Source organism: Succinatimonas hippei YIT 12066, from assembly GCF_000188195.1.
GTDB classification, from domain to species: domain Bacteria; phylum Pseudomonadota; class Gammaproteobacteria; order Enterobacterales; family Succinivibrionaceae; genus Succinatimonas; species Succinatimonas hippei.
Map to the genome: position 1 here is coordinate 1 of NZ_GL830956.1, position 22,858 is coordinate 22,858.

Annotated in this window: 24 protein-coding genes and 2 tRNA genes; 13 read left to right on the forward strand and 13 right to left on the reverse strand. The window is 40.0% G+C overall.

The genetic code is table 11. The annotated features are described in order from the left end of the window. Positions 1–108: 108 nt before the first annotated feature. The 3 genes from HMPREF9444_RS01920 to HMPREF9444_RS01930 all read right to left on the reverse strand — a co-directional run bounded on the left by HMPREF9444_RS01920 (position 109) and on the right by HMPREF9444_RS01930 (position 2,674). Complete coding sequence (locus tag HMPREF9444_RS01920; protein WP_009142639.1) at positions 109–939, reverse strand: helix-turn-helix domain-containing protein; 831 nt, start codon at positions 937–939, stop codon at positions 109–111. Positions 940–1,007: 68 nt separating this feature from the next. Continuing rightward, positions 1,008–2,009, reverse strand: a complete 1,002-nt coding sequence (locus HMPREF9444_RS01925; protein ID WP_009142640.1) for an aldo/keto reductase — start codon at positions 2,007–2,009, stop codon at positions 1,008–1,010. A gap of 17 nt (positions 2,010–2,026) precedes the next feature. After that, a complete protein-coding gene (locus HMPREF9444_RS01930) occupies positions 2,027–2,674 on the reverse strand; it encodes an SDR family NAD(P)-dependent oxidoreductase (protein ID WP_009142641.1) in 648 nt (215 codons plus the stop codon). Positions 2,675–2,889: 215 nt separating this feature from the next. Here HMPREF9444_RS01930 and HMPREF9444_RS01935 point away from each other — a divergent pair, with 215 nt between their 5' ends. After that, on the forward strand, positions 2,890–3,801 hold the full coding sequence (locus HMPREF9444_RS01935; protein ID WP_009142642.1) for a GrpB family protein: 912 nt from the start codon (positions 2,890–2,892) through the stop codon (positions 3,799–3,801). Here the strand turns inward: HMPREF9444_RS01935 and HMPREF9444_RS01940 are convergent. From HMPREF9444_RS01940 to HMPREF9444_RS10900, 3 genes are all read right to left on the reverse strand, one after another. After that, positions 3,794–4,279: a pyridoxamine 5'-phosphate oxidase family protein gene (locus HMPREF9444_RS01940; protein WP_009142643.1), complete on the reverse strand. Its 486-nt coding sequence runs from the start codon at positions 4,277–4,279 to the stop codon at positions 3,794–3,796. The genes HMPREF9444_RS01935 and HMPREF9444_RS01940 overlap by 8 nt on opposite strands. 12 nt (positions 4,280–4,291) lie before the next feature. Continuing rightward, positions 4,292–6,187, reverse strand: a complete 1,896-nt coding sequence (locus HMPREF9444_RS01945; protein WP_083801097.1) for a bifunctional metallophosphatase/5'-nucleotidase — start codon at positions 6,185–6,187, stop codon at positions 4,292–4,294. Between the two features lie 130 nt (positions 6,188–6,317). Further along, positions 6,318–6,464, reverse strand: coding sequence for a hypothetical protein (locus HMPREF9444_RS10900; RefSeq protein ID WP_156791212.1), 147 nt, complete (start codon positions 6,462–6,464; stop codon positions 6,318–6,320). Between HMPREF9444_RS10900 and HMPREF9444_RS10905 the strand changes: the two genes are divergently transcribed. From HMPREF9444_RS10905 to HMPREF9444_RS10720, 5 genes are all read left to right on the forward strand, one after another. Then, the gene (locus tag HMPREF9444_RS10905) at positions 6,453–6,650 is read left to right on the forward strand and encodes a hypothetical protein (RefSeq protein ID WP_148514315.1); all 198 of its coding nucleotides are present in this window, start codon (positions 6,453–6,455) and stop codon (positions 6,648–6,650) included. The genes HMPREF9444_RS10900 and HMPREF9444_RS10905 overlap by 12 nt on opposite strands. Positions 6,651–6,652: 2 nt before the next feature. Further along, positions 6,653–7,207 carry a hypothetical protein gene (locus HMPREF9444_RS01960; protein WP_009142647.1) on the forward strand — a complete coding sequence of 185 codons (555 nt, stop codon included), beginning with the start codon at positions 6,653–6,655 and terminating at the stop codon, positions 7,205–7,207. 218 nt (positions 7,208–7,425) lie between these two features. Further along, positions 7,426–7,761: a type II toxin-antitoxin system RelB/DinJ family antitoxin gene (locus HMPREF9444_RS01965; protein ID WP_040909088.1), complete on the forward strand. Its 336-nt coding sequence runs from the start codon at positions 7,426–7,428 to the stop codon at positions 7,759–7,761. Beyond that, positions 7,758–7,934 (forward strand): hypothetical protein, encoded by a 177-nt coding sequence (locus HMPREF9444_RS10910; protein WP_009142649.1) that lies wholly within the window; start codon positions 7,758–7,760, stop codon positions 7,932–7,934. The genes HMPREF9444_RS01965 and HMPREF9444_RS10910 overlap by 4 nt, the downstream gene beginning before the upstream one ends. Before the next feature lie 62 nt (positions 7,935–7,996). Next, entirely contained in the window at positions 7,997–8,227 is a 231-nt protein-coding gene (locus HMPREF9444_RS10720) for a GNAT family N-acetyltransferase (RefSeq protein WP_009142650.1), read from the forward strand. Positions 8,228–8,282: 55 nt separating this feature from the next. Here HMPREF9444_RS10720 and HMPREF9444_RS01975 read toward each other — a convergent pair whose 3' ends face one another. From HMPREF9444_RS01975 to HMPREF9444_RS01990, 4 genes are all read right to left on the reverse strand, one after another. Beyond that, complete coding sequence (locus tag HMPREF9444_RS01975; protein ID WP_009142651.1) at positions 8,283–9,167, reverse strand: AraC family transcriptional regulator; 885 nt, start codon at positions 9,165–9,167, stop codon at positions 8,283–8,285. Between the two features lie 54 nt (positions 9,168–9,221). Next, positions 9,222–10,583 (reverse strand): MFS transporter, encoded by a 1,362-nt coding sequence (locus tag HMPREF9444_RS01980; RefSeq protein WP_009142652.1) that lies wholly within the window; start codon positions 10,581–10,583, stop codon positions 9,222–9,224. A gap of 2 nt (positions 10,584–10,585) precedes the next feature. Next, positions 10,586–13,225 carry a 4-alpha-glucanotransferase gene (locus HMPREF9444_RS01985; RefSeq protein ID WP_009142653.1) on the reverse strand — a complete coding sequence of 880 codons (2,640 nt, stop codon included), beginning with the start codon at positions 13,223–13,225 and terminating at the stop codon, positions 10,586–10,588. Positions 13,226–13,741: 516 nt separating this feature from the next. After that, positions 13,742–14,383 carry a TetR/AcrR family transcriptional regulator gene (locus HMPREF9444_RS01990; RefSeq protein WP_009142654.1) on the reverse strand — a complete coding sequence of 214 codons (642 nt, stop codon included), beginning with the start codon at positions 14,381–14,383 and terminating at the stop codon, positions 13,742–13,744. Between the two features lie 148 nt (positions 14,384–14,531). Here HMPREF9444_RS01990 and HMPREF9444_RS01995 point away from each other — a divergent pair, with 148 nt between their 5' ends. Continuing rightward, positions 14,532–14,933, forward strand: a complete 402-nt coding sequence (locus HMPREF9444_RS01995) for a nuclear transport factor 2 family protein (RefSeq protein WP_009142655.1) — start codon at positions 14,532–14,534, stop codon at positions 14,931–14,933. A 124-nt stretch (positions 14,934–15,057) separates the two neighbouring features. Here the strand turns inward: HMPREF9444_RS01995 and HMPREF9444_RS02000 are convergent, their stop codons facing one another. Both HMPREF9444_RS02000 and HMPREF9444_RS02005 read right to left on the reverse strand, forming a co-directional pair. Next, complete coding sequence (locus HMPREF9444_RS02000; RefSeq protein ID WP_009142656.1) at positions 15,058–15,825, reverse strand: glycosyltransferase family 2 protein; 768 nt, start codon at positions 15,823–15,825, stop codon at positions 15,058–15,060. Next, the gene (locus HMPREF9444_RS02005) at positions 15,822–16,979 is read right to left on the reverse strand and encodes a molybdopterin-binding protein (protein WP_050778972.1); all 1,158 of its coding nucleotides are present in this window, start codon (positions 16,977–16,979) and stop codon (positions 15,822–15,824) included. The genes HMPREF9444_RS02000 and HMPREF9444_RS02005 overlap by 4 nt, the downstream gene beginning before the upstream one ends. A gap of 113 nt (positions 16,980–17,092) precedes the next feature. On the opposite strand from HMPREF9444_RS02005, the gene HMPREF9444_RS02010 reads away from it, so the two are divergent. The 4 genes from HMPREF9444_RS02010 (at position 17,093) to HMPREF9444_RS02025 (ending at position 21,310) form a co-directional block, all read left to right on the forward strand. Then, entirely contained in the window at positions 17,093–17,998 is a 906-nt protein-coding gene (locus HMPREF9444_RS02010; RefSeq protein WP_009142658.1) for a homoserine O-succinyltransferase, read from the forward strand. Positions 17,999–18,106: 108 nt separating this feature from the next. Continuing rightward, positions 18,107–19,378 (forward strand): UDP-N-acetylglucosamine 1-carboxyvinyltransferase, encoded by a 1,272-nt coding sequence (gene murA / locus HMPREF9444_RS02015; protein ID WP_009142659.1) that lies wholly within the window; start codon positions 18,107–18,109, stop codon positions 19,376–19,378. Further along, entirely contained in the window at positions 19,353–20,366 is a 1,014-nt protein-coding gene (murB, locus tag HMPREF9444_RS02020; protein WP_050778973.1) for a UDP-N-acetylmuramate dehydrogenase, read from the forward strand. Before murA ends, murB begins: the two co-directional genes overlap by 26 nt. Next, complete coding sequence (locus HMPREF9444_RS02025; RefSeq protein ID WP_009142661.1) at positions 20,351–21,310, forward strand: biotin--[acetyl-CoA-carboxylase] ligase; 960 nt, start codon at positions 20,351–20,353, stop codon at positions 21,308–21,310. The genes murB and HMPREF9444_RS02025 overlap by 16 nt, the downstream gene beginning before the upstream one ends. A gap of 2 nt (positions 21,311–21,312) precedes the next feature. Here the strand turns inward: HMPREF9444_RS02025 and coaA are convergent, their stop codons facing one another. After that, positions 21,313–22,260 carry a type I pantothenate kinase gene (gene coaA / locus HMPREF9444_RS02030; protein ID WP_040909089.1) on the reverse strand — a complete coding sequence of 316 codons (948 nt, stop codon included), beginning with the start codon at positions 22,258–22,260 and terminating at the stop codon, positions 21,313–21,315. A gap of 327 nt (positions 22,261–22,587) precedes the next feature. Here coaA and HMPREF9444_RS02035 point away from each other — a divergent pair. Then, positions 22,588–22,672: transfer RNA gene (locus tag HMPREF9444_RS02035), tRNA-Tyr, on the forward strand. Between the two features lie 39 nt (positions 22,673–22,711). After that, a tRNA-Gly gene (locus HMPREF9444_RS02040) sits at positions 22,712–22,786 on the forward strand. Positions 22,787–22,858 lie beyond the last annotated feature (72 nt).

A 22,858-nucleotide genomic window follows, 5' to 3' on the forward strand; every position in this document is an offset into this window, starting at 1 on the left:
GGTCGCGGGTTCGATTCCCGTCCGTTCCGCCACTTCACGACAATATAAATCAATAAAGAAAGCAGCTTAATAGCTGCTTTTTTTGTTTCTGTGCACTACATTTAACAATTATTTCAATTGATTCATTACTGCGCTTGGTGTTTTTCCGAAGCGATCTTTAAAAGCCTTTGCAAAATGTGTGCGGTTTTTAAATCCTACTTCCAAGTAAACTTTTGAAGGAGGATATTCTTTTTTTGCTAAAAGATCGTAGGCCTTTTCCAAGCGTTTTTCCATGAGCCATCTTTCAGGTGTTGTTTCACTAATTTTGGCAAAATCGCGTTTGAATGTAGAAAGCGATCTTGCGGTGTAATTAGCGAACTCTTTAATTGAAAGATCTTCGGAAAAATTGTTTTCCATAAAAGATAGAAGATCGATTTTGTACGGTGAACTGAAATCAAAAAGACTCGGATAAAATCTATTGTCCGTAAGCAGTAAGGTCTCGATAGCTTCATTTCTTAGATTATTTATGACACGTTCTCGCGGGATGCTGGTGCTTTCAGTATAAGGAAGCAGTGCGGAAAATATACTTTTTAGTTCTGCCGTAGGTTTTAGTATTATTGCCGCTTCATTAAAAGGTTTTATGCCTTTGGGAAACTTCTTTGCATCAAGTAGTGATAAGTATTTACGCAGAAATTTACGCTCAAAGCGGATGCTTATTGCTTTGTACGGGTGATTTTCTGCTGCATGTTTTAAAATCTTTACTTTGTGGGTGCGTTGTAAGAAAACAAAGCTTTTTTCAGGAACCGAGACTTTTCTTTTGTCATATTCAATGTCGATTACTCCCGAATAATTGTAGACGAGGGATGATGTGTCAAGTCGGTTTTCAAATAAGTAATCTTCTAAAAGGAAGCAGCTAAATACAATACCTGAATAATTTATGGCAGTTGATCCTTCAAGCATAACTGCTTCCTCCTTTTATTGACTCTTAAATGTAGAGTTTTAGTCTCATTATTTTAATAATTACAAAGTTAAACTGATACGTTTTCTGGGACTGTGCCTAATTTTTTAATATCAAGACCGCTGCGGCTTCCTAAAATTTCTATATGACTTAATGCCTCTTTAAGATTCTTATATTCAGAGTCGGTTAAAGGAAAATCAACAGCTCCTAAATTTTCTTTTACGCGATCACTAGAACGCATTCCGGGAATCGGCACAATGAACTCTCCGCCTTTTAAAACGAAACTTAAACTTACTTGTGCTTTGGTACAGCCTTTTTCTTGTGCGATTTTTTCAATTAAATTGAGAACGACCTGATTTGCCTGCATGATTTTCGGATCAAATCTTGAAATGAATCGTCTTACGTCATCTCCTTCATATTTTGCCCCGGGAGTATATTTCCCAGACAAAAATCCGTTGGCCATCGGTGAGAAAGCTACAAACCCAATATTTAATTCTCTACATAAGGGGATTACGTCCTGTTCCCACTTGCGCTCCATAATGGAGTATTCGCTTTGAACGGCAGCAAGCGGCGTCACGGCATGAGCAGTTTTAATTTCTTCAGCCGTAGGTGAAGATAAGCCCCATGCACGAATTTTTCCTTCCTGAATAAATTTCCCCATGATATAGGCAACTTCTTCAAGGCTGTCACTTGCCATTTGATGCTCGGTATAAATGTCTATATAGTCGGTTTGCAATAGTTTTAATGATTTTTCTAAAGTTGTTCTCAAGCCTTTTTCGCTTAATTTGTCATCTGGAAAATCTTCTCCTGGTAATTTGCTGGGCCAAAATTTATCTGAAATTACTACTTGGTCTCTTGGTAAATTTTTTAAAGCTTTTCCGACGAATTCCTCGTTTTTAAAATACGAATACATTTGTGACATATCAAAAAAATTACAGCCTAAATCAAAAGCTTCGTGAACAAGAGCAATGGCTTCTTTTTCTTCAGGGCCTTCGCCATATGCATGAGTGAATCCCATACAGCCCATGCCGATAGCAGAGACCTCAAGATTTCCGATTTTACGTTTTTGCATATTTGTGTCCTTATAAATTAATGAACTATTTCAACTTGAGAACGGGTTTCATAGAGCTTGTAGAAATCACGGGCAATATTTTCAGGTGCGTAATAACTATTTTTACCTATGACATCACAAACGGTGACGGTTCCGACATAGATCCCGTCTTTCTTTAAGCTTTCATTAAGGGCATAAGCCATAGCGCGTAAAGCTGCTTTATCCATAGATAAAGGAAGGTATTGAGCACTTGGTGCTGTAGCAAGTCCACCGCCTGTAAAGAGTAAGGTTCCGTGAATTGCCTTAAACCTAGGATCGTTAATCAGTTTTGCTGACAAATGATAGGCAGCTGCAGTATCGACCCTGAAATGTCTTTCAAGATCGGTTGATGTTAAATGCTGAGGATCGGCGGTAGTAATTCCGGTGTTATAAATAAAGACATTAGGAATTCCGTGCTCTTTTACAATTAAGTCAAAGGTTTTATCCAGACTTAAAAAATCCGAGCAGTCGGCCGTATAGATGTAAGCGTTATATTTACGTTCATCAAACTCTTGTTTAAACCTTTTTAGTGAAACTTCATTACGTGCAATTAATACTACGTCAAAACCGAGTGAGGCAAATTCAAGGCCTAAATGCTTTCCGAGCAACGGTCCGACCCCGACTATAACAGCTAATTTTTTGTCCATATTGCTTCCTTATTTATCTGATTATCTTTAACTATAAAGGCATTGTAGAGATTCGTGTTGTTTACGGTGTTGCTTGCAGGTTCAATTTTTAGTTGCTCAAAAGCTCATTTGAAAATTGCACTTATAAATGATTTTTTCTCTTTGCTAAAGTAAAGTCGCTAAAGGTGTCTTTCATGGACGCTGCTTGTACTTTTTGTTAAGGATTAGGGGTATCAATGCCGCAGCACATTACAGTAGTTTCTTATGATCCTGTTTGGAACTTGAAGTTTAAGGATGAAAAACAAAAGATAGAAGCAATTTTAAAAAATGATTGTTTTGGCGTTTTTCATATCGGCAGTACCTCAGTTAAGAGTTTGGATGCAAAACCGATAATTGATATTTTGGTTGTAGTTCGTGATTTGTCTTTGGTTGATGCTAAACAAACAGAATTTGAAAACCTCGGTTATGAATATTTAGGTGAGTTCGGAATTAAAGGCAGGCGCTATTTAAGAAAAGGCGGAGATGAACGGACCCATCAAATTCATGTTTTTAAACATGACAATTTAGATGAAATTATAAGACATTTAGCCTTTAGGGATTATTTGCGTACCCATAAAGATGTTTGCACTGAATATGCAAAACTAAAAAAAGATCTGGCAGATAAGTTTCCTTACGATATTAACGGTTATTGTGACGGTAAAGATAACTTTGTTAAAGAGCATGAACAAAAGGCTTTAGCTTGGTATGACAGTTCTTGGGATCGGCTTTATTTTGCCGCAAGAAGCATTCAGACAAAGCGCGATGCTTCGCCCTTTATTGTTGCAGGTCCGGTTGCTGCAGCCTTAATGACGGTAAAGGGAAATATTTATACTGGTGTTTGCATTGATACGGCATGCTCTCTTGGCATGTGTGCTGAACGAAATGCAATTAGTACCATGATAACCAATGGTGAAAGCGAGATCACTAAAATTTTGGCTTTAAAAGCCGACGGTGAGATCATCATGCCCTGCGGATCGTGTCGTGAGCTAATGATGCAGCTGTCAAAAGACAGTCCCAATATCGAAGTTTTGATTGACTATGAAAGTAGGGCTGCAGTTGCCTTAGGTACATTGATTCCAAATTGGTGGGGTAAAGACCAATTTAGTTAATACTGTGTGCTTTGGCGCTAAGATTTTCTGCTTTAAAGGCAATAACGCAGGTTTTCTTGAGCATCGGCGACGGAAAGGTAAAATTGTCTTCTGTTTTAGCACAATGTTTTATGATGATGTTTAAGGTAGCTCTTTTTTCCTCAGGATCTTCAATAAATTGTGCGCGGCTTTCAGCCATGATGCTTGCATAAGCAAAGCTGAAGGCGCATGGCTTTTGCTGCGATCCTAAAATAACCTCATGTCTGCAGTCTAATTGTAAAAAAACTTGCGGACTGTTTTTTAAAATATCGATTTTCTTGCCGCTTGCCGCGCCGTGAATGTAAAAGGTGAATGTTTCGTTTTCATATGTGAATCCGAAATTTACCGGTACCACATAGGGCTTACCGTTATCGCACATCCCAAGATGCAGAACATCGCACTCTGAAACGATCTTGATGATTTCATTTGTGTCGGTAATTTCACGATCTTTGCGGCGCATGCTTTTTCCTTTTTAGTTAATTAAGTCCACAACAGGTATTTTACTTAAGTCCGAGTTCTTTTTGATGCCGATACCTAGAATCGTGTTGAGGTAGATTTCATCAGCAGCATTGATGATTTTCAGAATATGACTGCCGGGTGTAAGTGTAAGCTTCAAAAGTCCGGCTTGATCTGCCTGACAAGGGAAAATTTTTTCGCCGTCAATACTGCAATGTAATTTTAGATTGTTACCTAGCTGTTTAAAATTACGTATGTTTACGTAAGCATTGACGTTTTTGGGCAGCGGAGTGAAAGTGATGCGCTGTTGCGTTTTTTGATAGCGCGTAAAACCGTCGGTCTTCTTAAGGTGTTTAAGGTAGGATATGAGAGCTTCCTGCTCATCGCTAAATTCAGTAAGCGTAGGTATGTCCTTTAGCATGGTGTAGCCGTCAGATCCCGAGAGAATAAAATCGTTACCGGCAAGCATAATCTGTCTTTTGGTGTCGTTACGGGACAGGGCGGTCTTTTCTCCGTCAAGAAATATCGCTTTAACTTTTTGTTTGCCGTTTGGCTCAAGAATTATCTTTAATCCTGAGATCTGTAAAAATCCTCCGGTCTCTTTAACGTTTTGCAAAGTACCTGCAGCAGTCAGATCGTTTAAGTAACGATAAGAATGTTCAAACATTTCATATAAGATTTTGGGACTTACAAGCTTACATATAAGAGTATTTAAAAACGGCTCAAGGTATAGGGTGTTTGCATAAGTTATAGGTCCCGGTCCTAGATTAACCCTGATATTACCGCCGTTTTGAATCGCAACAGCAGGATACTTTAGAAAATCAGCAGGTATTTTACTCTTTAGCGCGTACATAATGGCATCGGCTGCAAGATCGCCGGCCTGTGTTTCGCTTACGCGTGATAAATCGATCCCGTATTGCTCGCCGCCATACAGTGTAAAGGGCAAGGAGGCAATTTCCTGCTGCAGAAATTTACTTTGTTTTTGTTGTAATTGTTGTTCAAGATCTTTGGTTTTACCGTCAGGCACAATTTTCATGTCTATAAGATCTTCATAAGACAATAATGCAGCAGTTACTTGCGGCGCAGATTTTTGATCATTAAAGTTAAGCGTATTTAGACCCACTTTATTAAGCCGGCTGCCGGTTTGGGAAATGGTAACGCCGTTTACTTTCTTTACATATTCCTGATGACTGTGACCGTCAATGATGAGATCTAGTTCATCTTGGTATTTTCCTGTAAGCGCCTGTGCCAGTTCTTCTGATGTGCACGGGGCATCATCGCAGCCTAAGTGCGCGAGCAAAATAACGGCGTCAAGGTTAAAAGGACGCAATCTATCAAGTATTTCTTTGGCGCTGGCGATTTCATCTTTAAACTTAATGCCTAAAAGTAATCTATTATCGGTTGATTGTAAGGTTTGCCTGGTGGTTAAAGCAAAAACACCGATTTTATATCCGTTTTTTTCAAAAACGGCGTAACATCCTTTATTGGAGAGGGAAAGAGAACTAAGCAGTTCTTCATTTTCTTTTAAAACATTGGAACACAAAGTTAAAAAACCGGCATTTGCAGCATGCTCAAGTAATTTTTCCTGTCCGTAGTCAAACTCATGGTTGCCAAGTGCCATCGCATCATAGCCTGCGGTCTTCATTAAAGAAAGAACGTCGTCACCGTCGGACAAAATGGCAAGAGGAGCGCCCTGCAGAGCATCGCCTGCGTCAAAAAGCAGCGCGTCATATTGTTGTTTAAGTCCTGAAACTAAAGCTAAATCAATACCGCTATCGTAATTGAGGACGTTGGCGTGCATGTCGTTGGTGGAGACAACATACACCGTACCGGTGTTGCCGGCTGTTTGGCTGCAGGCGCTAAATATTAGGCTTGCTGCTAAGAGATTAAAGAGCCAAATAATCTTTTTCATTTTGTTGCTAAATGCTGATGGTGCTTACTGTATGCTACAGTCAACAAGATTAAAACTCAAGGTAAAGATAGTCTGACAAGCAGATAATGTTGCCGTTATTAAGCAAGCATTTAGCAGTAAATGGTTGTTATTAATTAAAGTAATTAAGATTTTCCTGCATCACTATTTCAAGTTTGGCAAAGTAATCTTTATGCACATAATCTTTGGCATAACACATCTTTTCAAAGAGCAGTTTGCAGGCAAGGATGGTCTGAGCTTTCAGATCTTGGAAAATCACAGCGTCAATCGTACCTTAGTAGGCAGTGAACTTACGATAAATAATGTAGTAAGACTTGCTATGGAAAAGAAAATCGCTGAAAAAGATTCAAGCGGCTACTACGTTGTTCCGGGAAAGATGGATAAGATAGGTTATGTTCTTATCGCATTCTTTGTCGTACAGTGCGTAATTTTAACGGTTATTTAGGTATGCAGATAACTGTTATTGATAAGAAGGACGCTAAACACGGAACGATGGTTTTAGCGTCCTTTCTTCAAACCTTCATCGCGCGTTTAAAGTACGGACGCTGCGTGATTTATGACGGGGATGAGTATTTTGTCCCTTTTGCAGCCCTGGTTTTTTCCGTCAGAGAAACAGGGGAAAAGTATGCTTTTTTAAGCAGTCTTATAGCAGATGACTATACCTTGTTTAAGTTAGACGGTAATGTGGCGTTTGTGTCTTCCGTTTTAGATCAAAATGCAGTAGCTCGCGTCCTTGACATGAAAAAGTCCACTAAACAAGGAATTGATGAGCTCAGAAAGCGTATGAGTCTAAACAGTAAATTGCAGAAATTAAAACGCCGCTATACTTTGGATGAAGATGAGCCTTTTCTTGCGTATTTAAAAGAGCCGTCTTTTTATGCCGACGGAAAGAAATTAACTTTTTTCCTCATTGATCCTTTACTTGAAAAAGTTGATTTTAGGCACGTTCAGGCGGCAAAAGAGCGTTTTGCCCAACTATCGATGAAAACTGTAAACAAATAACTTTAAAATTTCTCATTTGTCTTAATATCTAAGGCGCAGATTTTTTTATTTGCGCCTTATTAAAAGAGGTAAACGGTCAAAAATTGTATAGTGATCCTGTTTTCACGATGACAACTTATATATGATTCTTAATGTATGTTAAATGTTATATTAATCTCCTTTATTGTTTAACAATGTATGTGTAATATATATTTAGAAGCATGATATGTGAGGACAAAATGGAAAGTTCTTTAATCTCAGTACGGATAAATAATGAAGAAAAGAAAGCTGCGCAGGATATTGCGTCTGGTCTGGGTATGGATTTGTCCACGGTCGTAAAAGTTCTTTTAAGACAGTTTATTATTAATAAGGGTATACCTTTTAAATTAACATTAGATCCTATTCAGTCGGGATCTGAGTATGTAGGCTCTTTAAAAGTAGCAAACAAAGTTGAGTTGTCCGAAGATGATTTTAGACGGCTTCAAGAATATGCAAAAGTAAAAGAACCGTTAACTGACGAAATGAAAAAGCTAATCCAGAATGCAAGAGAATTAGAAAAAAGAGGTGTACTGTGATTGAGTGGTTACCGCTAAATGAAATACCTAAAATCAAAAGAAAAGAATTTGATTGCGGTAATCAGACTTTAAACGATTATTTTTATAAATATGCAAAGCAAGATGAACGAAAAGGATTAGCAAAATGCCATGTTGCGGTTGAACAAGGATTGGTTTTAGGCTTTTTACTTTAAGTGCGTATCTTATTCAGTCAGAAAACGCAGCAACGCCGTATCGATATGAGCCGGGAGTTTTGTTGGGAAGACTCGCTGTAGACAAACAATTTCAACATCGTGGAATAGGTAGATTGTTGATTTACAAGGCTATGGAGTGGGTATGCGAATCTCCAATCGGGGTAAAATTTTTATTGGTGAGAGCCAAAAATGATAAAGTAAAAAATTTTTATACAGGTCTGGGTTTTTCTTCATTTAACCTAAATGATCCTTTAGATTTATGTTTTAGCCTTAAAAATTTAAAGCACGACTAATAGGCAATAAGGGATATTAATTGCTTGATCTCTTGGTTAAGTTTTTTTACTTTTGTTACTGAAATTGTTTGCGGTATTGCAGCGGAGTTATTTGGTATTTGGCTTTAAATACTCTAAAGAAATAACCGGTGTTCTCAAAACCGTTGTTATAAGCAACATCGGCAATATTGGCCGTTCCTTGGGAAAGCTCGATTGCGGCATGACGCAGCCTTAGGTCATTTAAGTATTCGGTAAAGCTCATACCGGTTGCCTTTTTAAAGAAGCGGCAGAAATATTGATTGGTAACTTCAATTTGTGCTGCGGCATCGCTGATCGTAATTGGACCTGCGTAATGGTTATCAATATAGGTTAATAACTGTTTTAGTTTTTGCTGATTATCTTTAGTGTGGCTTTTAATTTTAAGCTCTTTACGGCTTAAATATCCGGTTTCGTAACAAATAGACAAGATCTCAAGCACTCTTGCTTTGGTTTTAAGCCGAGAAGCAGGACTTTGATCGAACACGAAATTTAAGGCATCTTCAATTAATGCATTAATCTTGGTAAAGATTTTATCTTTTAGCGTGATTATCGGTGGAAGCGGCATATTCCCCGTTGCCAAAGACTCAAGAATTTCATTTTCCACTTCGTCATATGAAGACAAGGCAACGGAGGAAGCGTTAAACAAAAGAGCTTCTTCGCTGCAGTTTGTAGGCAAATACAATCCGTGCAGCATATTGGCAGGAATAATGAGAATACACGGAGCAGTAAGTTTTACCTCGGTAAAATTTATCTGCAGATCGCAGCTCCCCTTCAAGACACGGATCATTTCAATTTCAGGATGCCAATGCAGATGGACTCTTTCGGGAAAAGGTTCTTGATGCCAAAGGTATCCAGCCATAGGAAAGATTTCGGTTCCGTGGCGGACTTTTTCTTTTAAATCTTTGCTTGGGGTTTGAACCATTTTATTCTCTTTGTCTTTATAGCAGCTGCCTGTTTAAAAACAGGCAGCAGGCGGTTAGTTTTTATTAATTTTAATAAAAGAAACGCATAGAGCTCCGATTATTAGGAATATTCCGGCAAGAAAAAGCATTTCTACCTCAGGTGCAACACATCCTTCTTCCGTCAGGGCTTTTAGAATAAGTCCGCCAAGCGATGCCGCTACAATTTGCGGAACACAAATAGTGCCGTTGAATAAGCCGAGGTAGGTGCCTAAATGGCCGCCTTTTAAGGAATTGGTAAGAAGAGTAAAAGGGATAGCGAGCATTGCCGCCCAGGCACAGCCTATAAGCAGGAAAGATATAAATAACATATATTTATCGTGAATATAGGATACCGACATAAAGCCGATGCCGCCTAAAATAAGACTGAAAACATAAGCACCGGTTATTTTCTTAAACAGCGGAATGACGGTTGACCATAATACCGAGCCGATTGCCTGTACGGCAAAGAGGATCCCGACCCAGTTGGCAGCTTCCTGGTATTCCTCCGATTGAGAGTTGAGGACAAGGCGATTCTCGCCGTCAATAACGGTATTTATTACCGGAGCGTCAAAACTGTTAAGCGCAATTGAACCGTTGGTGTATGTCCACATGAACATAAAGGCCATCCAGCAGAAGAATTGGATTATTCCTACGGTCCAGAAGGTTGTAGGAGCGTTGACAAGCAGTTTTAAAATTCCTGCTTTTTGAGAAGATTCCTCCTCTTTGATTTCATGATAAAGGTTATAAATTTGCGGCGGATACTCTTTGACTTTAAGGGTTGTATAAATAACGCACAGAATTAAAATCACGGCGCCGATGTAGAAAGAGTAAATGACCGAATCGGGGATCACTCCTTGGGGAGCGACGTTGCTTATTCCTATCATGGCAAAGATAAACGGGAATAAGTAACCTGCAAGGCTGCCGGCGTTGCACAAAAAGCTTTGAATCGAGTAAGCAAGACCTTTTTGCTTTTCGTTTACCATATCTCCTACCATCATTTTAAAAGGCTGCATTGCCATATTGATGGAGGTGTCAAGGAACATTAAGGAAGCAAGACCGAAAATCATTGCGGTTTGCACGCTCATACCGAAACTGCCGGCATTAGGCAGCATAAACATGACGAATACGGCGACAACGGCTCCGATAAAAAGGTAAGGGATGCGTCTGCCAAAGCGTGTCCAGGTTTTGTCGCTGAATATACCGACAATAGGCTGAACGATGATTCCCATTAAAGGCGGAAGGATCCAAAAGTAGCTAAGACTGTGCGGATCGGCACCTAATGTTGAGAAAATTCTGCTGATGTTAGCACTTTGCAGAGCATAAGCTATTTGAATTCCAAAAAATCCGAAACTGATATTCCATAATTTTGAAAAACTTAAATCAGGCATAGAATTCATGATTAATTCCTCCCGGCTTTGGAGATTAATGCTGAAATTTTGTTATTAAATCCGGTACTTAAAAGCAATTCTTCCAAGGTAAGATGCATGCGGTAACGCCAGTAGTAACGGGGAATTGCCGGAACATTGATTCGTTCTTTATCAATATCGGCACAGCGCAGATTTTCATCTACAGACAACCAATCCTGCAAAGGCAATACACATAATAGTGAAGGACTTTGAAGCTGTTTTAAGACGATTTCTTCACAAAGCGGTCCGGAGAGTTCTTGCGGAGCTTTGCCTTCATGATGCAGTACATTATTAAAGTACGACTGGCTTAAGGCAGGATCTTCTTTCCACCATCCGCGCAATGTCGCCATATCATGGGTGCCGCTGGTACATACGGATAAAACCGGATATGTTTTTGTGTTGTTGAACAAAGTTCCCGGCTCTTTTGGCATACGCTCAATTTCAAGACTTAAGATGTCAAGATTGCGCATGACCCAAGGGACGCAGTCTGGAACCATGCCTAAATCTTCTCCGCAAGTCAGCATCGTGGTAGAGTTGACGAGCACCGGCAATTTTTTCATTGCCTCTTGGTACCAGAATTCATTATGGCGTTTGTAATAGTAGTCGTTATAAAGACGGGTAAACGCTTCTTTTTCAGCAGGCAGTAAGCGTGAGAAGATATAATCATCCAAAACGGCGATGCGCGGGTGATAAAGGTTGGGCCGATTTCTATCCGGAATAAACAAAACGTCACTTATAAGAGAATAAAGTCCGTCACGCAGTTTGAGACTTTTTGCATCGTTTTTATCTTTAAAGTACGCCTGCACCTGACGTTCGGTTAAGAATTCTTCGTTTAGCCCGTAAATATCATGATGCAGATGACGGACAAATTTTTTCTTAACCAGATCTGCGTCTTCATCGAATAAACGATTTAACAGATCTTCATTAATAAAAGGACGGGTCATGAAATCGTACTGGAATTTAAGCCCGTAGCTTTCGATTTCTTCGACTGAAAGCGGTAAAGATGGAACGAAGTTGCCTAAAAGTCCGCGTACGGCATGCGTCGGAATATCCCATATACGGAAAAAGCCTAAAATATGATCAATCCGGTAGGCACCGAAATATTCGGACATTTTATTAAAGCGCTTAAGCCACCAGGCATAACCGTCTTGCTCCATTCTTTCCCAATTATAAGTAGGGAACCCCCAGTTTTGTCCGTCTTTGGCAAAAGGATCGGGAGGTGCTCCGGCTTGGCTTTCCATATTAAAGTAAAAAGGTTCCACCCAGGCTTCAACGCTGCTGCGGCTGATGCCGATAGGAATATCGCCTTTTAAGATAATATTGTGTGCTTTGGCGTAATTACTTACGGCACTTAACTGAATATGCAGCAGGTACTGAATATAGTAATAAAAAGCGATGTCTTTATATGTTTCAGACTTTTCATCGCATAATGCCGCAATTTCAGCAGGATCGTACTTATGCTCTTTCCAGCGCTTAAAATCCGCAGTAGCGTATTTATCTCTTAAGTATGAAAAAGCCACATAGGGAACAAGCCATGATTGATTGCGCTTGAAAAATTCTTTAAATTTTAAAGAGCTTAAAATCTTAAGACCGCTCTCATCATAGGAGCAGCGTAAATATTCACGTTTGGCTTTATTTACGGCTTCATAGTCAATAGTATCAAGAGCATTGAGCTTGTTTTGCAATTTTTTAAAGCGGTTGTTTAATTTTGTGTTTTTAAGCTCGCCTACCTGCCTTAAATCTATATACATAGGATGGAAGGCGTAGATAGAGATACTGTTGTAAGGATAAGAATCAGTCCAAGTTCCGGTAATTGTTGTGTCATTAATCGGCAGAATTTGAACGAGCTTTTGTCCGGTTTGTATGGCCCAGTCAATAAACAATTTCAGGTCGCCGAAGTCCCCGACACCGAAGCTGCCGCTGCTTTTTAGCGAAAATACGGGAATAGCCGTGCCGGCAATTTTGTGGGAGAAAGGATAGAGTTTAACTTCACTTTCAGGAGGATATTCGCAAATGCCCTTTTGTAAGGAAGCATTACGGTTTGCACCTATTTCCCAAAATATTTCACCGTTATCTTTATTAATTGCGGCAAATTTATACTCAAAATAAGAAGGAAGATCGTCTTTATCTAATGATGCGCTAAAGAAATTCGGCATTATCTGCACGAGTTCCACGCCTTTTTGCGGATCCCAATTGCCAAGAGCTTTACAGTCTCCGGTGATAAATAAGGCGCTGTTATTGTCAAGATGACACCAAGCGCGTAAATTCAAAGATTGTTTTAAAGTGTTTGCAGGAGAGACAGCGTTTTTACTGTTAAAAGCATCCGTATATAAAAAAGAGTCATTAAGCTTATCTCTCCAGCTGTCGACAACTACAGCTTCTTTGTCTTCAATATTTAAAGAGAGCTTATGGCTAAAACGCAGTCCTTCGCTTCTTACAATCCGGTTTTTAGCTTTAACTTCATAGATATATTCAATAAAAGAAAAAGCGTCGTCGTTAAGATCGATAAAACCGTGCCAGTTTTTATCTTCACTGCAGGTTAAAGGAATTGACAGTTCTTTGGGTTTGAGAATTTTAATGAATAATTCCTGTCCCCAATGGGCTTTATATTCGATTAAAAACTTTAATCTCATGATTGATACCTTCAAGTAATTTTTAATCGACTCTTAACGGCGCCTTTAAGAGTGGTCTTGGGTTTGTACGGGGAGATTATAGGAATTAAATTTAGGTTAAAAATTCATTAAATTAACTAAAAAGTATACAAAATTAATATTTATTTAAATTAAAAGATAATGATCTATAGTAAATAATATTTATATTTCAATAAATTAACTTATTTTTAACAAAATAAATACTGTATTATCTTAATTTTAAAGTTTAGGTTAATTTTGTGAATTTACTCACAAAAGGGATAGGGTGTGCGCATGAAAAAATTTATTGATTTTGCATTTGTGCGCAAAACTGCATTTATTGAGCAACCACTTTTAAAATAAAGTGGTTAGCTAGTGGATCTTTATTCGGTATTGTCTGTCAAAGTAAAAGAGTACCTAAATATCCTGCGGTATTTACACTTACACTGATTTCTCAGACTACACGGTACGACCTGCTTGTTTCTTTGAGTTTTCAAGAGACAGAGGACGAAGAGCTTTTCATTGAGGATCTTTGATGTATGGATCTATCAGATTGGGAATAAGCTTCGCTGCTTCTTGTAAGTCCTTAAGCGGCATTGCATCCTTAGCCTGAATAGACATGCCTTCCAACATGATATTAAACGTGTCGGCAAGGGATGCAAGTTTGGCATTCGGATAAAGTTCACCTTTATCTAATGACTTTTGAAGACGTCTGGCAAAGACATCCCTGGTTTGTTGACGAAGTTCTTTTACAACTGCTGCAATCCGCTCTTCTTTAGGCGCAATGTTTATTGCCGCTAAAACTACCATGCAACCGCTCGGGGTTTCAGGGTTTAAGAGGATCGCTGCCGCTTTATTAAAGAAATCTCTTAAAAGCGGCTTTAAAGGTGCGTCAGAATTTTCAAAAGCAGTTAAAAGAGGAGTCCAGTAGCGTTTCTCATAGAAAGTGATAGCCTCTAAAAAGAGCATTTCCTTGCTTTTAAAAGCTGCGTAAAAGCTTGGAGGATTGATCTCCATTGCTTTACACAGTATGGACACGGATGCCGGTTCATAGCCTAACTTCCAGAAAATGCGCAATGCAGTCATTAAGGCAGTATCTCGATCAAAGGAGCGCGGACGGCCCTTACCTTTGGCGGAGACGAGGGTAGTATTGTCACTCATAGTTTGTTATCTGCGGATGATCAAATTTTTTAATGTTTAATCTTTGCTAATTATTTTAACAGAAGTTATAAAAACGCTTGTTTTAATGTAGTGATCGTTATAAAATTAATTATGTAGCGATCATTACATATTAATTAAGGAGTTAAAAATGAATGACTGCAAATGTGATAACACCAAAATTGTTTCGGTTAAAGAGTACGACGCAGTAATTACGGCAGCTAAGTATTACGTTGACGGCTTAAAATCCGGAGACGCGGATCTTGTTGCTAAAGCTTTTCATAAGGATGCTGTGATGTACGGTCTCTCGAACGGCACAACCTTATTGGGAGGACCTATCAGCAATCTTTATGATTTTGTTCGGCAGAACGGCAATGCAACTGACATCAAGACTCATATTGATGTTTTAGCCATTACTCCGACTACAGCAGTAGTACGTATTGATATGGAAAAAGATGCCATCGGTGCTGATTACAATGATTTTCTGACCTTTATCAAACTAGATGGTCGCTGGCAGGCAATCGCAAAGGTATTCCATCAGTTTAACTGCTAGTAAAACTTTTTAATCCGGGCCTCTAGCTTAAGAGGCTTTTTGATTTTGAAGAGAGTAATGATGAAAATATCCTTCTTTGAGCTTAAAAGCAAAAAAGAGTTTTTTATCTCAATTTTTAGCTGAATTATTTAAGCTTTTCATTATTTTGAGCCATATAAAGAGCCAGATATTTATTCGTCACGTAGGCGGCAACCGAGATGGCAAGCCACAATCCGATTTTTCCGTCCAAAAATCCTTTTTTTATAAAGTAAATGCGTATGAAACCGAATAGGGCTCTAAAAGGAATTGATAAGAGATTTACTTTTTTCCCTTTTTTGAATTTATTTTCGCCAAAAGCAAGCTCGTAAGTTTTTTGTTTGTCAAAGTATTGCTCAAGAGTACGATAGGAATAATGGATCATCGGCTCCTTTAAATAAATGATTTTTGCATTTTTAGGAACTTCAAGCTTTTCATGAACCAGCGCATCGTCATAATGGGTATAGGAGTTTTTATAAAGACGCAGCACATAGTCAGGATACCAGCCGCAATGATTTATACGATGAGATAAAAGGTAAGTGGCACGCGGAATAGCGAAAATCTCATTGCCAGAAGCTTTACTCAGTTCGTTTTTTATAAGCTCGACAAGCTGCGGGGTTAAACGTTCATCCGCGTCAAGATGCAAAATCCATTCACCGCCGGCATGTTTTTGTGCATCCTGCCTGCGCGGGCCGTAGCCTTGCCATTTGTCGAAAATAACAACTTTGGCATTAAGACTTTTTGCCACTTCTACAGTGTTATCGGTACTTTCGCCGTCTATAACGATAATTTCATCGGCCAGATCTGCTGTTGAGGCAATGCAGTCCTTTAAATTTTTTGCTTCATTGCGAGTAAGGATTATGATGCTTAATTTCATTTTAAAATGCTCCTTTCGCTATTATCGGGAAGCAAAGGCTCGATTTTTTCCAGAAGATGATAGATCCATGCCTGAGCGGTCAAAGAATAGGCGGCTTTCTTTTTGTCTTTAAGAGTTACGCTTAATTTATAACGGATTTTATTTTCTTTTTTAGTAGCAAAGTCTTTTAAGGTAAACACAACGGAATCATCATCCTGGTGCTCAAGGCTTATGAAATAGCGGGCATCGGTTTGTGCAAATTCTTCCTTGAGTGTGGCAGTTAAAGGAAGAGTTGAGCTTAATGAGCAGATAATCGGCACATCGGCATAAAGTTCAAGACTGAAAAGACCTGCGGTAACATTATCGAAAATAGCGCATTTTTCGTTATTTAAAAGTTGGGCAATTCTAGATGCAAGATTAAAGTCATCTTCACAGATAAGATAATTCTTAACGATTTTTCTTAGAGTACAAAGCGCGGCATTTTCTTCTTCAACGGTAGCGTTGGTTTCGATTACTTTTAATTCCAAAAGCGGGTAGGCGGCTCGGTAACCGATAACTATGCTTTGAGCAAAATGCTCTTTTTCGACAAGTTGTCCGAGCAATGATTCCGAGATGCCGAAAAGGAAAAGTCTTTTTACTTTAGTGACTTGGTGTTTGGCAAAGTGCTCTAAAAGATAAGGCTTGATACCGGTCTGGTACATACTCTTAAATTCTGACGGGACACCCGGAGTAAACATGCAGACGGCGTTATTTATTTTTAAATAAAAGCCGCAGGCCGTACCGTTTTGATTGTCAATCATAACGGATCCTTCGGGGAGCATGGCCTGTTTTATATTGGTTTTAGGCATAACGCGTCCGCGTTTTTGGTGCCACTCTTCAAGACGCTTATACCAATATTCGTTTAATACCTGTTTTACGCCTGCAGCGCGGGCGGCAGCTTCCGTGGTGTTGTCATCCGAAGTGGGGCCTAAACCGCCGTTCACCAACAGTAAATCGCAGTGCCGGCTTCTTTCTTTAAGCAGATTTTCTATATCGCTAAGATTATCTCCCACCGTATGGCGCAATGTCGGCTGTATGCCGAGACTTAACAGCTCCTGGCAAAGCCAGGATACGTTGGTGTCGGTTATAAATCCGGTTAAGACCTCGTCGCCGGTGGAAATAATTTCAACTTTCATAAAAACTCCTTGTTGCCTGTTAAGTTTAGCAAAAGTCACGAAGGATGAGGCAAAGAGCCTTATAATGAGAAAGATTTTTGAGAAAAATAATAATTGTTGTTTCGGGGTTGTTTATGCCGATAAATATTCCAAACGGCTTGCCGGCAGCTTCAGTATTGGCCGGCGAGCAAATATTCGTGATGACGGAAGAAAGGGCAACGCATCAGGACATTCGTCCGCTAACTTTACTTTTTTTAAATCTGATGCCCAAAAAAATTGCGACGGAAATTCAGTACATGCGTAAATTGTCGAATACGCCGCTGCAGGTAAATATTGATTTATTAAGAGTAGATAAGCATATTTCCAAAAACACTCCGCAGCCGCATCTTGATACCTTTTATAAAGATTTTGAGGAAATAGAAGGACGCAATTATGACGGCATGATTATCACCGGAGCTCCTCTTGATCAAATAGATTTTTCCGATGTGACTTATTGGGACAAATTGGAAAAGATCATCACGTGGTCAAAAGAGCATGTTACTTCGACCTTGTTTTCCTGCTGGGGTGTGGCTGCCGGTCTTAAAATTTTCTATGACCTGCCTTTAATTAACCGTAAAGAAAAATTATCGGGAGTTTTCCTGCATCATACCGCACAAAGCCTTAATCCTTTAATAAGGGGCTTTGACGATACCTTTTTAGCTCCGCATTCGCGTTTTATCGATTTTCCTTCGGATGTAATAAGAAAGCATACTGATTTGGAGATTTTGGCCGATTCTGAAATTACCGGCATGTTTCTTGCCGCAACTCCCGACAGAAGACAGGTTTTCGTGACCGGGCACCCTGAGTATGACGCAACAACTTTATCCGATGAGTACCGGCGTGATTTGGCAGCGGGAAAAGATCCGAAACTGCCAGAAAATTATTTTCCGCATGACGATCCGACACAAATTCCTTCTTGTGTTTGGAGATCTCATGCGTCGCTGTTATTCGGTAATTGGCTCAATTATTACGTATATCAAATAACTCCGTATAAATGGTAAATTTTTGCTTAATTTTTTGTTAAATAACTTTATGCTTTTTTTGAAAAAAATTCATAAAAAAGCATAAAATAAGCACGCTTGTTTTTTTGATATTTATAGGATTTTAGTGTGGATAAATTCAAAATCGAAGGCGGCAAGGCCTTAAACGGTGAAGTTACTATTTCAGGTGCAAAAAATGCGGCGCTTCCGATTTTGTTATGCACGATGTTAACCGATGAAAAAATCGTGCTTAAAAATGTCCCCGATCTTAGAGATGTAAATACCAGTTTTAAGCTGCTTGAAATTTTAGGTAAAAAGTGTACCAAGATTGAAGACGGTGTGTTTGCCGTTGAAGGCGCCGTTACCTCCAATGTGGCTCCTTATGATTTAGTAAAAACCATGCGCGCCTCCATTATGGCTTTGGGGCCCCTGACCGCATTCTTAGGCGAGTCTTCTGTTTCTTTGCCGGGCGGCTGCGCCATAGGTGCCCGGCCTGTAGATTTGCATATAAAAGGTCTGCAGTCGATGGGAGCTCAGATTGAGCTTAACGAAGGTTATATTCATGCAGTAGCTCCTGCAGGCGGACGTTTGCGCGGTGCCGAAATTTTAATGGAAAAAGTTTCCGTAACCGGCACTGAAAATTTGATGATGGCTGCAGCACTTGCTGAAGGCACTACCGTTATCGCAAATGCCGCCCGTGAACCGGAAATCGTCGATTTGGCGGACTGTCTGCGCATGATGGGCGCTAAGGTGACAGGCGACGGCAGTGATAAGATCGTAATTGAAGGCGTAAAAAAACTTCATGGCGGTGAACACTCAATCGTAGCTGATCGTATTGAGGCGGGAACTTATCTTATTGCCGGTATGGCAACTCGCGGCCGCGTCATTTGCCGCAATACCAAGCCTGATGATTTAGATCCGGTTTTAGCTAAGCTGCGTCTTGCCGGCGCTTATGTAGAAATTGACGGCAACAGCATTTTGCTTGATATGACAAACCGCAGGATTAAACCTGTGGATATTATTACCGCTCCGCACCCCGGGTTCCCTACCGATATGCAGGCACAGTTTACCGTGTTAAACGCTCTTGCCGAAGGCGAAAGCAAGGTTACTGAAACTATTTTTGAAAACCGCTTTATGCATATTCCGGAGTTAAACCGTATGGGCGCGCAGATTAAGATTGCGGGTAATACGGCATTTATTTCAGGACGTCCGATGCTAAAAGGGGCCCAAGTCATGGCGACCGATTTGCGCGCTTCCGCAAGCTTGGTTATTGCCGGATTGGTAGCTCAAGGTACTACGATAGTCGATCGTATTTATCATATGGATCGCGGTTATGAGCATATTGAACGTAAAGTTCGCGGTTTAGGCGGCTCTATTGAAAGAATTAAAGGCAATGTTTGATTTAGAAAGGCATAATACCTTTAAGATGAAAGTTAAGGCGCAAAACGGCCTTTTCATCAATACCGCAGAAGACTTAGCTAAGCTTGATACCGATAAATATCTGATTTTAGGCTCGGGCTCCGATGTCCTGTTTGTGGATGATTATTCAGGTACGGTACTGATTAACGCCATTAAATCACTTGAAATAAAGCATGAAGGTAATTTTTATAAAGTAAGAGCTGGCGGCGGTATTCTGCTTGATTCTCTTATAAGTGAACTTGTTGCTAAGGGCGCGTACGGACTTGAGAATTTATCGGCAGTCCCCGGAACCGTCGGGGCCGCTCCGGTACAAAACGTCGGTGCTTACGGTGCGGAAATCGGCGATTATATTGAGTCAGTAGAGTTTTTTGATTTAAGTACTAAAAAAGCAGGCAAACTTTTAAAAAAAGACTGCCTTTTTGCTTACCGGCATTCGATTTTTAAAGAAGATCTTGCCAAATCCTGGTTTATTACTTATGTAAATTTTTCTTTGCCCGATACTTTTACGCCTAATTTTACGTATAAGGGAATTGCAGAAGAAGGCTTGTTAAGCGCTAAAGCCGTACGGGATAAAATTATTGCTTTGCGCAGCGCTAAGCTTCCTGATCCTAAATTAGTAGGAAATGCCGGCAGTTTCTTTAAAAATCCTATTGTTGATAAAGATACGGTTGAGGTAATTAAATCTCAATATCAGGATGTTCCCGTTTATCCTTTTGCAGACGGACTTTATAAATTAGCCGCAGGCTGGCTTATAGATAGAGCAGGCTGCCGCGGCATCACTCAGGGAAATGCCGGAACGTGGGAGCATCAGGCCTTGGTTTTGGTAAATCGCGGCGGAGCAAGACCTTGTGAAATCATTTCCCTCGGCAAGTATATTTGTGCCAAGGTAAAAGAGAAGTTTGCGGTTGATTTGTATCCTGAGGTCAGATTCATTGGTAAAGACGGGGAAGTTTTTTGGCAAGATCTGTAAAACTTTTAAATCTTGTAAAGCATTTGTCGCTTGCTGAGAATCATTCTTTGACAAAAAAAGAATGTCTTGAACTTCTCTGCGTTAATGAAAAAGAGTTTGAGATTATTTGTTCTGACTTAAAATCTTTGGTTTTCGGTGCCTGCGTAAATGATGAAAAAATCAGTATATTACGTTCCTATGAGCCGCTTGATGAGGATTTGCTATTTAGAAAAAGCAAAGGTAAAGGCCGGGTTTGCGTTCTTCCTGAAATCGATTCAACTAACTCTGAAATTTTAAGAAATATAGACTCTTATACTGACGGTGATGCTCTTCTTGCCGAAATTCAGACCCAAGGCAGGGGCAGGCGCGGACGTAAATGGTCCGGCTCTCTTGGTTGTCAGGTTTTATTGTCATGTGCGGCTTTTTTTGATCGGGACATTGAGTTGAGTGCATTGCCGCTTGCGGTAGGATTAAACGTCGCAAGTGAGCTTGAAAAAGCCGGCTTTTTCGGAATAAAGGTTAAGTGGCCCAACGATCTGTATTTTAAAAACGCCAAGATTGCGGGCATTTTAATTGAAAGCGTAGTACGGCATGAAAATGTCGGAGCCGTGATCGGGATAGGGATGAACGTTTTTCCTTTTGAGGACGGATCATTAGCTTTGCAAAAAAGGGAAATTTTGACGCTTGCTGACATCAATCCCCATAAAGCGCACAGAAACTTTGTGGCCTATACGCTGATAAGCGCAATCCGTCAGGCATGCTTTGTCTATAAGAATGACGGTTTTGCCGCTTTTAAGGAAAAATGGCCGTATTATGATTATTTGCTGGGTAAAAAAATTCTGGTAAATGATGATGTTAATAAGACAAGAGGCACTTGCATAGGCATTGATGAAAGCGGAGCACTGCTTTTAAATGCAGACGGTATATTGCACTCCGTTAAAGCCGGGCATGTTGAGTTTTTGTAAGATTATTTACGCAAGAGAATGCTTTCTATTTTATGTTCCGCACCTTTTCTTAAAATTAAGTTGGCGCGGTTGCGGCACGGCAGAATGTTTTTTATAAGATTGACATGATTTACCGCCTGCCAAATCATCTTGGCAAGGCTTATTGCTTCCGACTCAGGCATATGTGCGTAGCGGTGGAAGTAGCAGCTTGGGTCGTCAAAGGTGTTTTCTCTTAATTTCAGGAAGCGGTCGACATACCATTTAATCAGATATTCCTCCTCGGCATCCACATAAATGGAAAAGTCGATAAAATCGGAAATAAACACGCGGTTGCGGATTTCTGGGTAGTCAGCTCCGTTCTGCAGCACGTTAACGCCTTCGATGATGAGAATATCCGGACGGTCGACGATTGTGAATTTATCCGGAACGACATCGTAAGTAAGATGCGAATAGACGGGAACTTTAAGCTTGGGAATGCCGTCTTTGACCTGACACAAAAACTTCATGAGGCGCTTTACGTCATAAGAGACGGGAAAGCCTTTTTGATTCATGATCCCGCGTTTTTCAAGCTCGGCGTTAGGGTACAAAAAGCCGTCGGTAGTAATTAAGGAAACTTTAGGCTTGCTGGGCCAGGCTTTTAAAAGTTCATGCAAAAGTCTTGCCGTAGTAGTTTTACCTACGGATACCGATCCTGAAATGGATATGATAAAAGGCGCGGTTTCCATAGATTTGCCCAAAAACTGTTGAATTACCGTGGATCGGTCGTGCCTTGATATGAAATAAAGGTAAATGAGTCTGGATAAGGGCAGATAAATATTGCGCACGTCATCAAGGGATATGCGGTCGTTAAAGGCAAGACATCTTGAAATATCTGCTTCAGTTAATGTCAGCCGGTCAGAGGAATGGGCAAAAGAAGCCCACTTTTGAGGAGAAAACTCAAAAAAAGGAGAAGATAAATTCGGATCTGACATCAAAAACTCCGCGATTTAGTATCCTTAATCGGCAAAATCGGTTTTTTAAGCTTATATCGAAGATTTTGGGCGCTATTTTAACATATCGGGCAAAGATGCTTTATTAAAAAGGGCTTTGAGGAACAGAAAATTCAGAAAAGCGTACATTTTTAGGTATCATATTGAATTTTCAGATTTTTTATAATGATTTTTAAGTTTTTTTACGATAAATTAAAAAAAAATTAAAAAAAAGCTTGCAAAGGTTATTAAAACACCTTATCATGTGCACCGCTTCAGGAGATTTAACTCCATATTCTGAAGCGGTTGGTCCGGAGACGGGCTAGCATTGGAGGGGTTCCCGAGTGGCCAAAGGGATCAGACTGTAAATCTGCCGGCTCTGCCTTCGAAGGTTCGAATCCTTCCCCCTCCACCATCCCACAGTATCTCCGGGTTTTATACTTCAAAAGATTTTGCGGGCATCGTATAATGGTTATTACCCAAGCCTTCCAAGCTTGTGATACGGGTTCGATTCCCGCTGCCCGCTCCAGCTTCTTCCATCTGCGAGCGTTTTTCTATATCTGGTTCATAGGAATTTTAAAAAATGGCAAAGGAAAAGTAT

Excerpts from the sequence above, each read along its gene's own strand:
- HMPREF9444_RS01930 (WP_009142641.1), bottom strand. The coding sequence starts at position 2,674 with ATGGACAAAAAATTAGCTGTTATAGTCGGGGTCGGACCGTTGCTCGGA.
- HMPREF9444_RS02010 (WP_009142658.1), top strand. The coding sequence starts at position 17,093 with ATGCCGATAAATATTCCAAACGGCTTGCCGGCAGCTTCAGTATTGGCC.
- coaA (WP_040909089.1), bottom strand. The coding sequence starts at position 22,260 with ATGTCAGATCCGAATTTATCTTCTCCTTTTTTTGAGTTTTCTCCTCAA.
- HMPREF9444_RS01945 (WP_083801097.1), bottom strand. The coding sequence starts at position 6,187 with ATGAAAAAGATTATTTGGCTCTTTAATCTCTTAGCAGCAAGCCTAATA.
- HMPREF9444_RS01935 (WP_009142642.1), top strand. The coding sequence starts at position 2,890 with ATGCCGCAGCACATTACAGTAGTTTCTTATGATCCTGTTTGGAACTTG.
- HMPREF9444_RS02000 (WP_009142656.1), bottom strand. The coding sequence starts at position 15,825 with ATGAAATTAAGCATCATAATCCTTACTCGCAATGAAGCAAAAAATTTA.
- HMPREF9444_RS01975 (WP_009142651.1), bottom strand. The coding sequence starts at position 9,167 with ATGGTTCAAACCCCAAGCAAAGATTTAAAAGAAAAAGTCCGCCACGGA.
- HMPREF9444_RS01965 (WP_040909088.1), top strand. The coding sequence starts at position 7,426 with ATGGAAAGTTCTTTAATCTCAGTACGGATAAATAATGAAGAAAAGAAA.
- HMPREF9444_RS01960 (WP_009142647.1), top strand. The coding sequence starts at position 6,653 with ATGCAGATAACTGTTATTGATAAGAAGGACGCTAAACACGGAACGATG.
- HMPREF9444_RS02005 (WP_050778972.1), bottom strand. The coding sequence starts at position 16,979 with ATGAAAGTTGAAATTATTTCCACCGGCGACGAGGTCTTAACCGGATTT.
- HMPREF9444_RS01990 (WP_009142654.1), bottom strand. The coding sequence starts at position 14,383 with ATGAGTGACAATACTACCCTCGTCTCCGCCAAAGGTAAGGGCCGTCCG.
- HMPREF9444_RS01925 (WP_009142640.1), bottom strand. The coding sequence starts at position 2,009 with ATGCAAAAACGTAAAATCGGAAATCTTGAGGTCTCTGCTATCGGCATG.
- HMPREF9444_RS01940 (WP_009142643.1), bottom strand. The coding sequence starts at position 4,279 with ATGCGCCGCAAAGATCGTGAAATTACCGACACAAATGAAATCATCAAG.
- HMPREF9444_RS01995 (WP_009142655.1), top strand. The coding sequence starts at position 14,532 with ATGAATGACTGCAAATGTGATAACACCAAAATTGTTTCGGTTAAAGAG.
- HMPREF9444_RS01985 (WP_009142653.1), bottom strand. The coding sequence starts at position 13,225 with ATGAGATTAAAGTTTTTAATCGAATATAAAGCCCATTGGGGACAGGAA.
- HMPREF9444_RS01920 (WP_009142639.1), bottom strand. The coding sequence starts at position 939 with ATGCTTGAAGGATCAACTGCCATAAATTATTCAGGTATTGTATTTAGC.
- HMPREF9444_RS01980 (WP_009142652.1), bottom strand. The coding sequence starts at position 10,583 with ATGAATTCTATGCCTGATTTAAGTTTTTCAAAATTATGGAATATCAGT.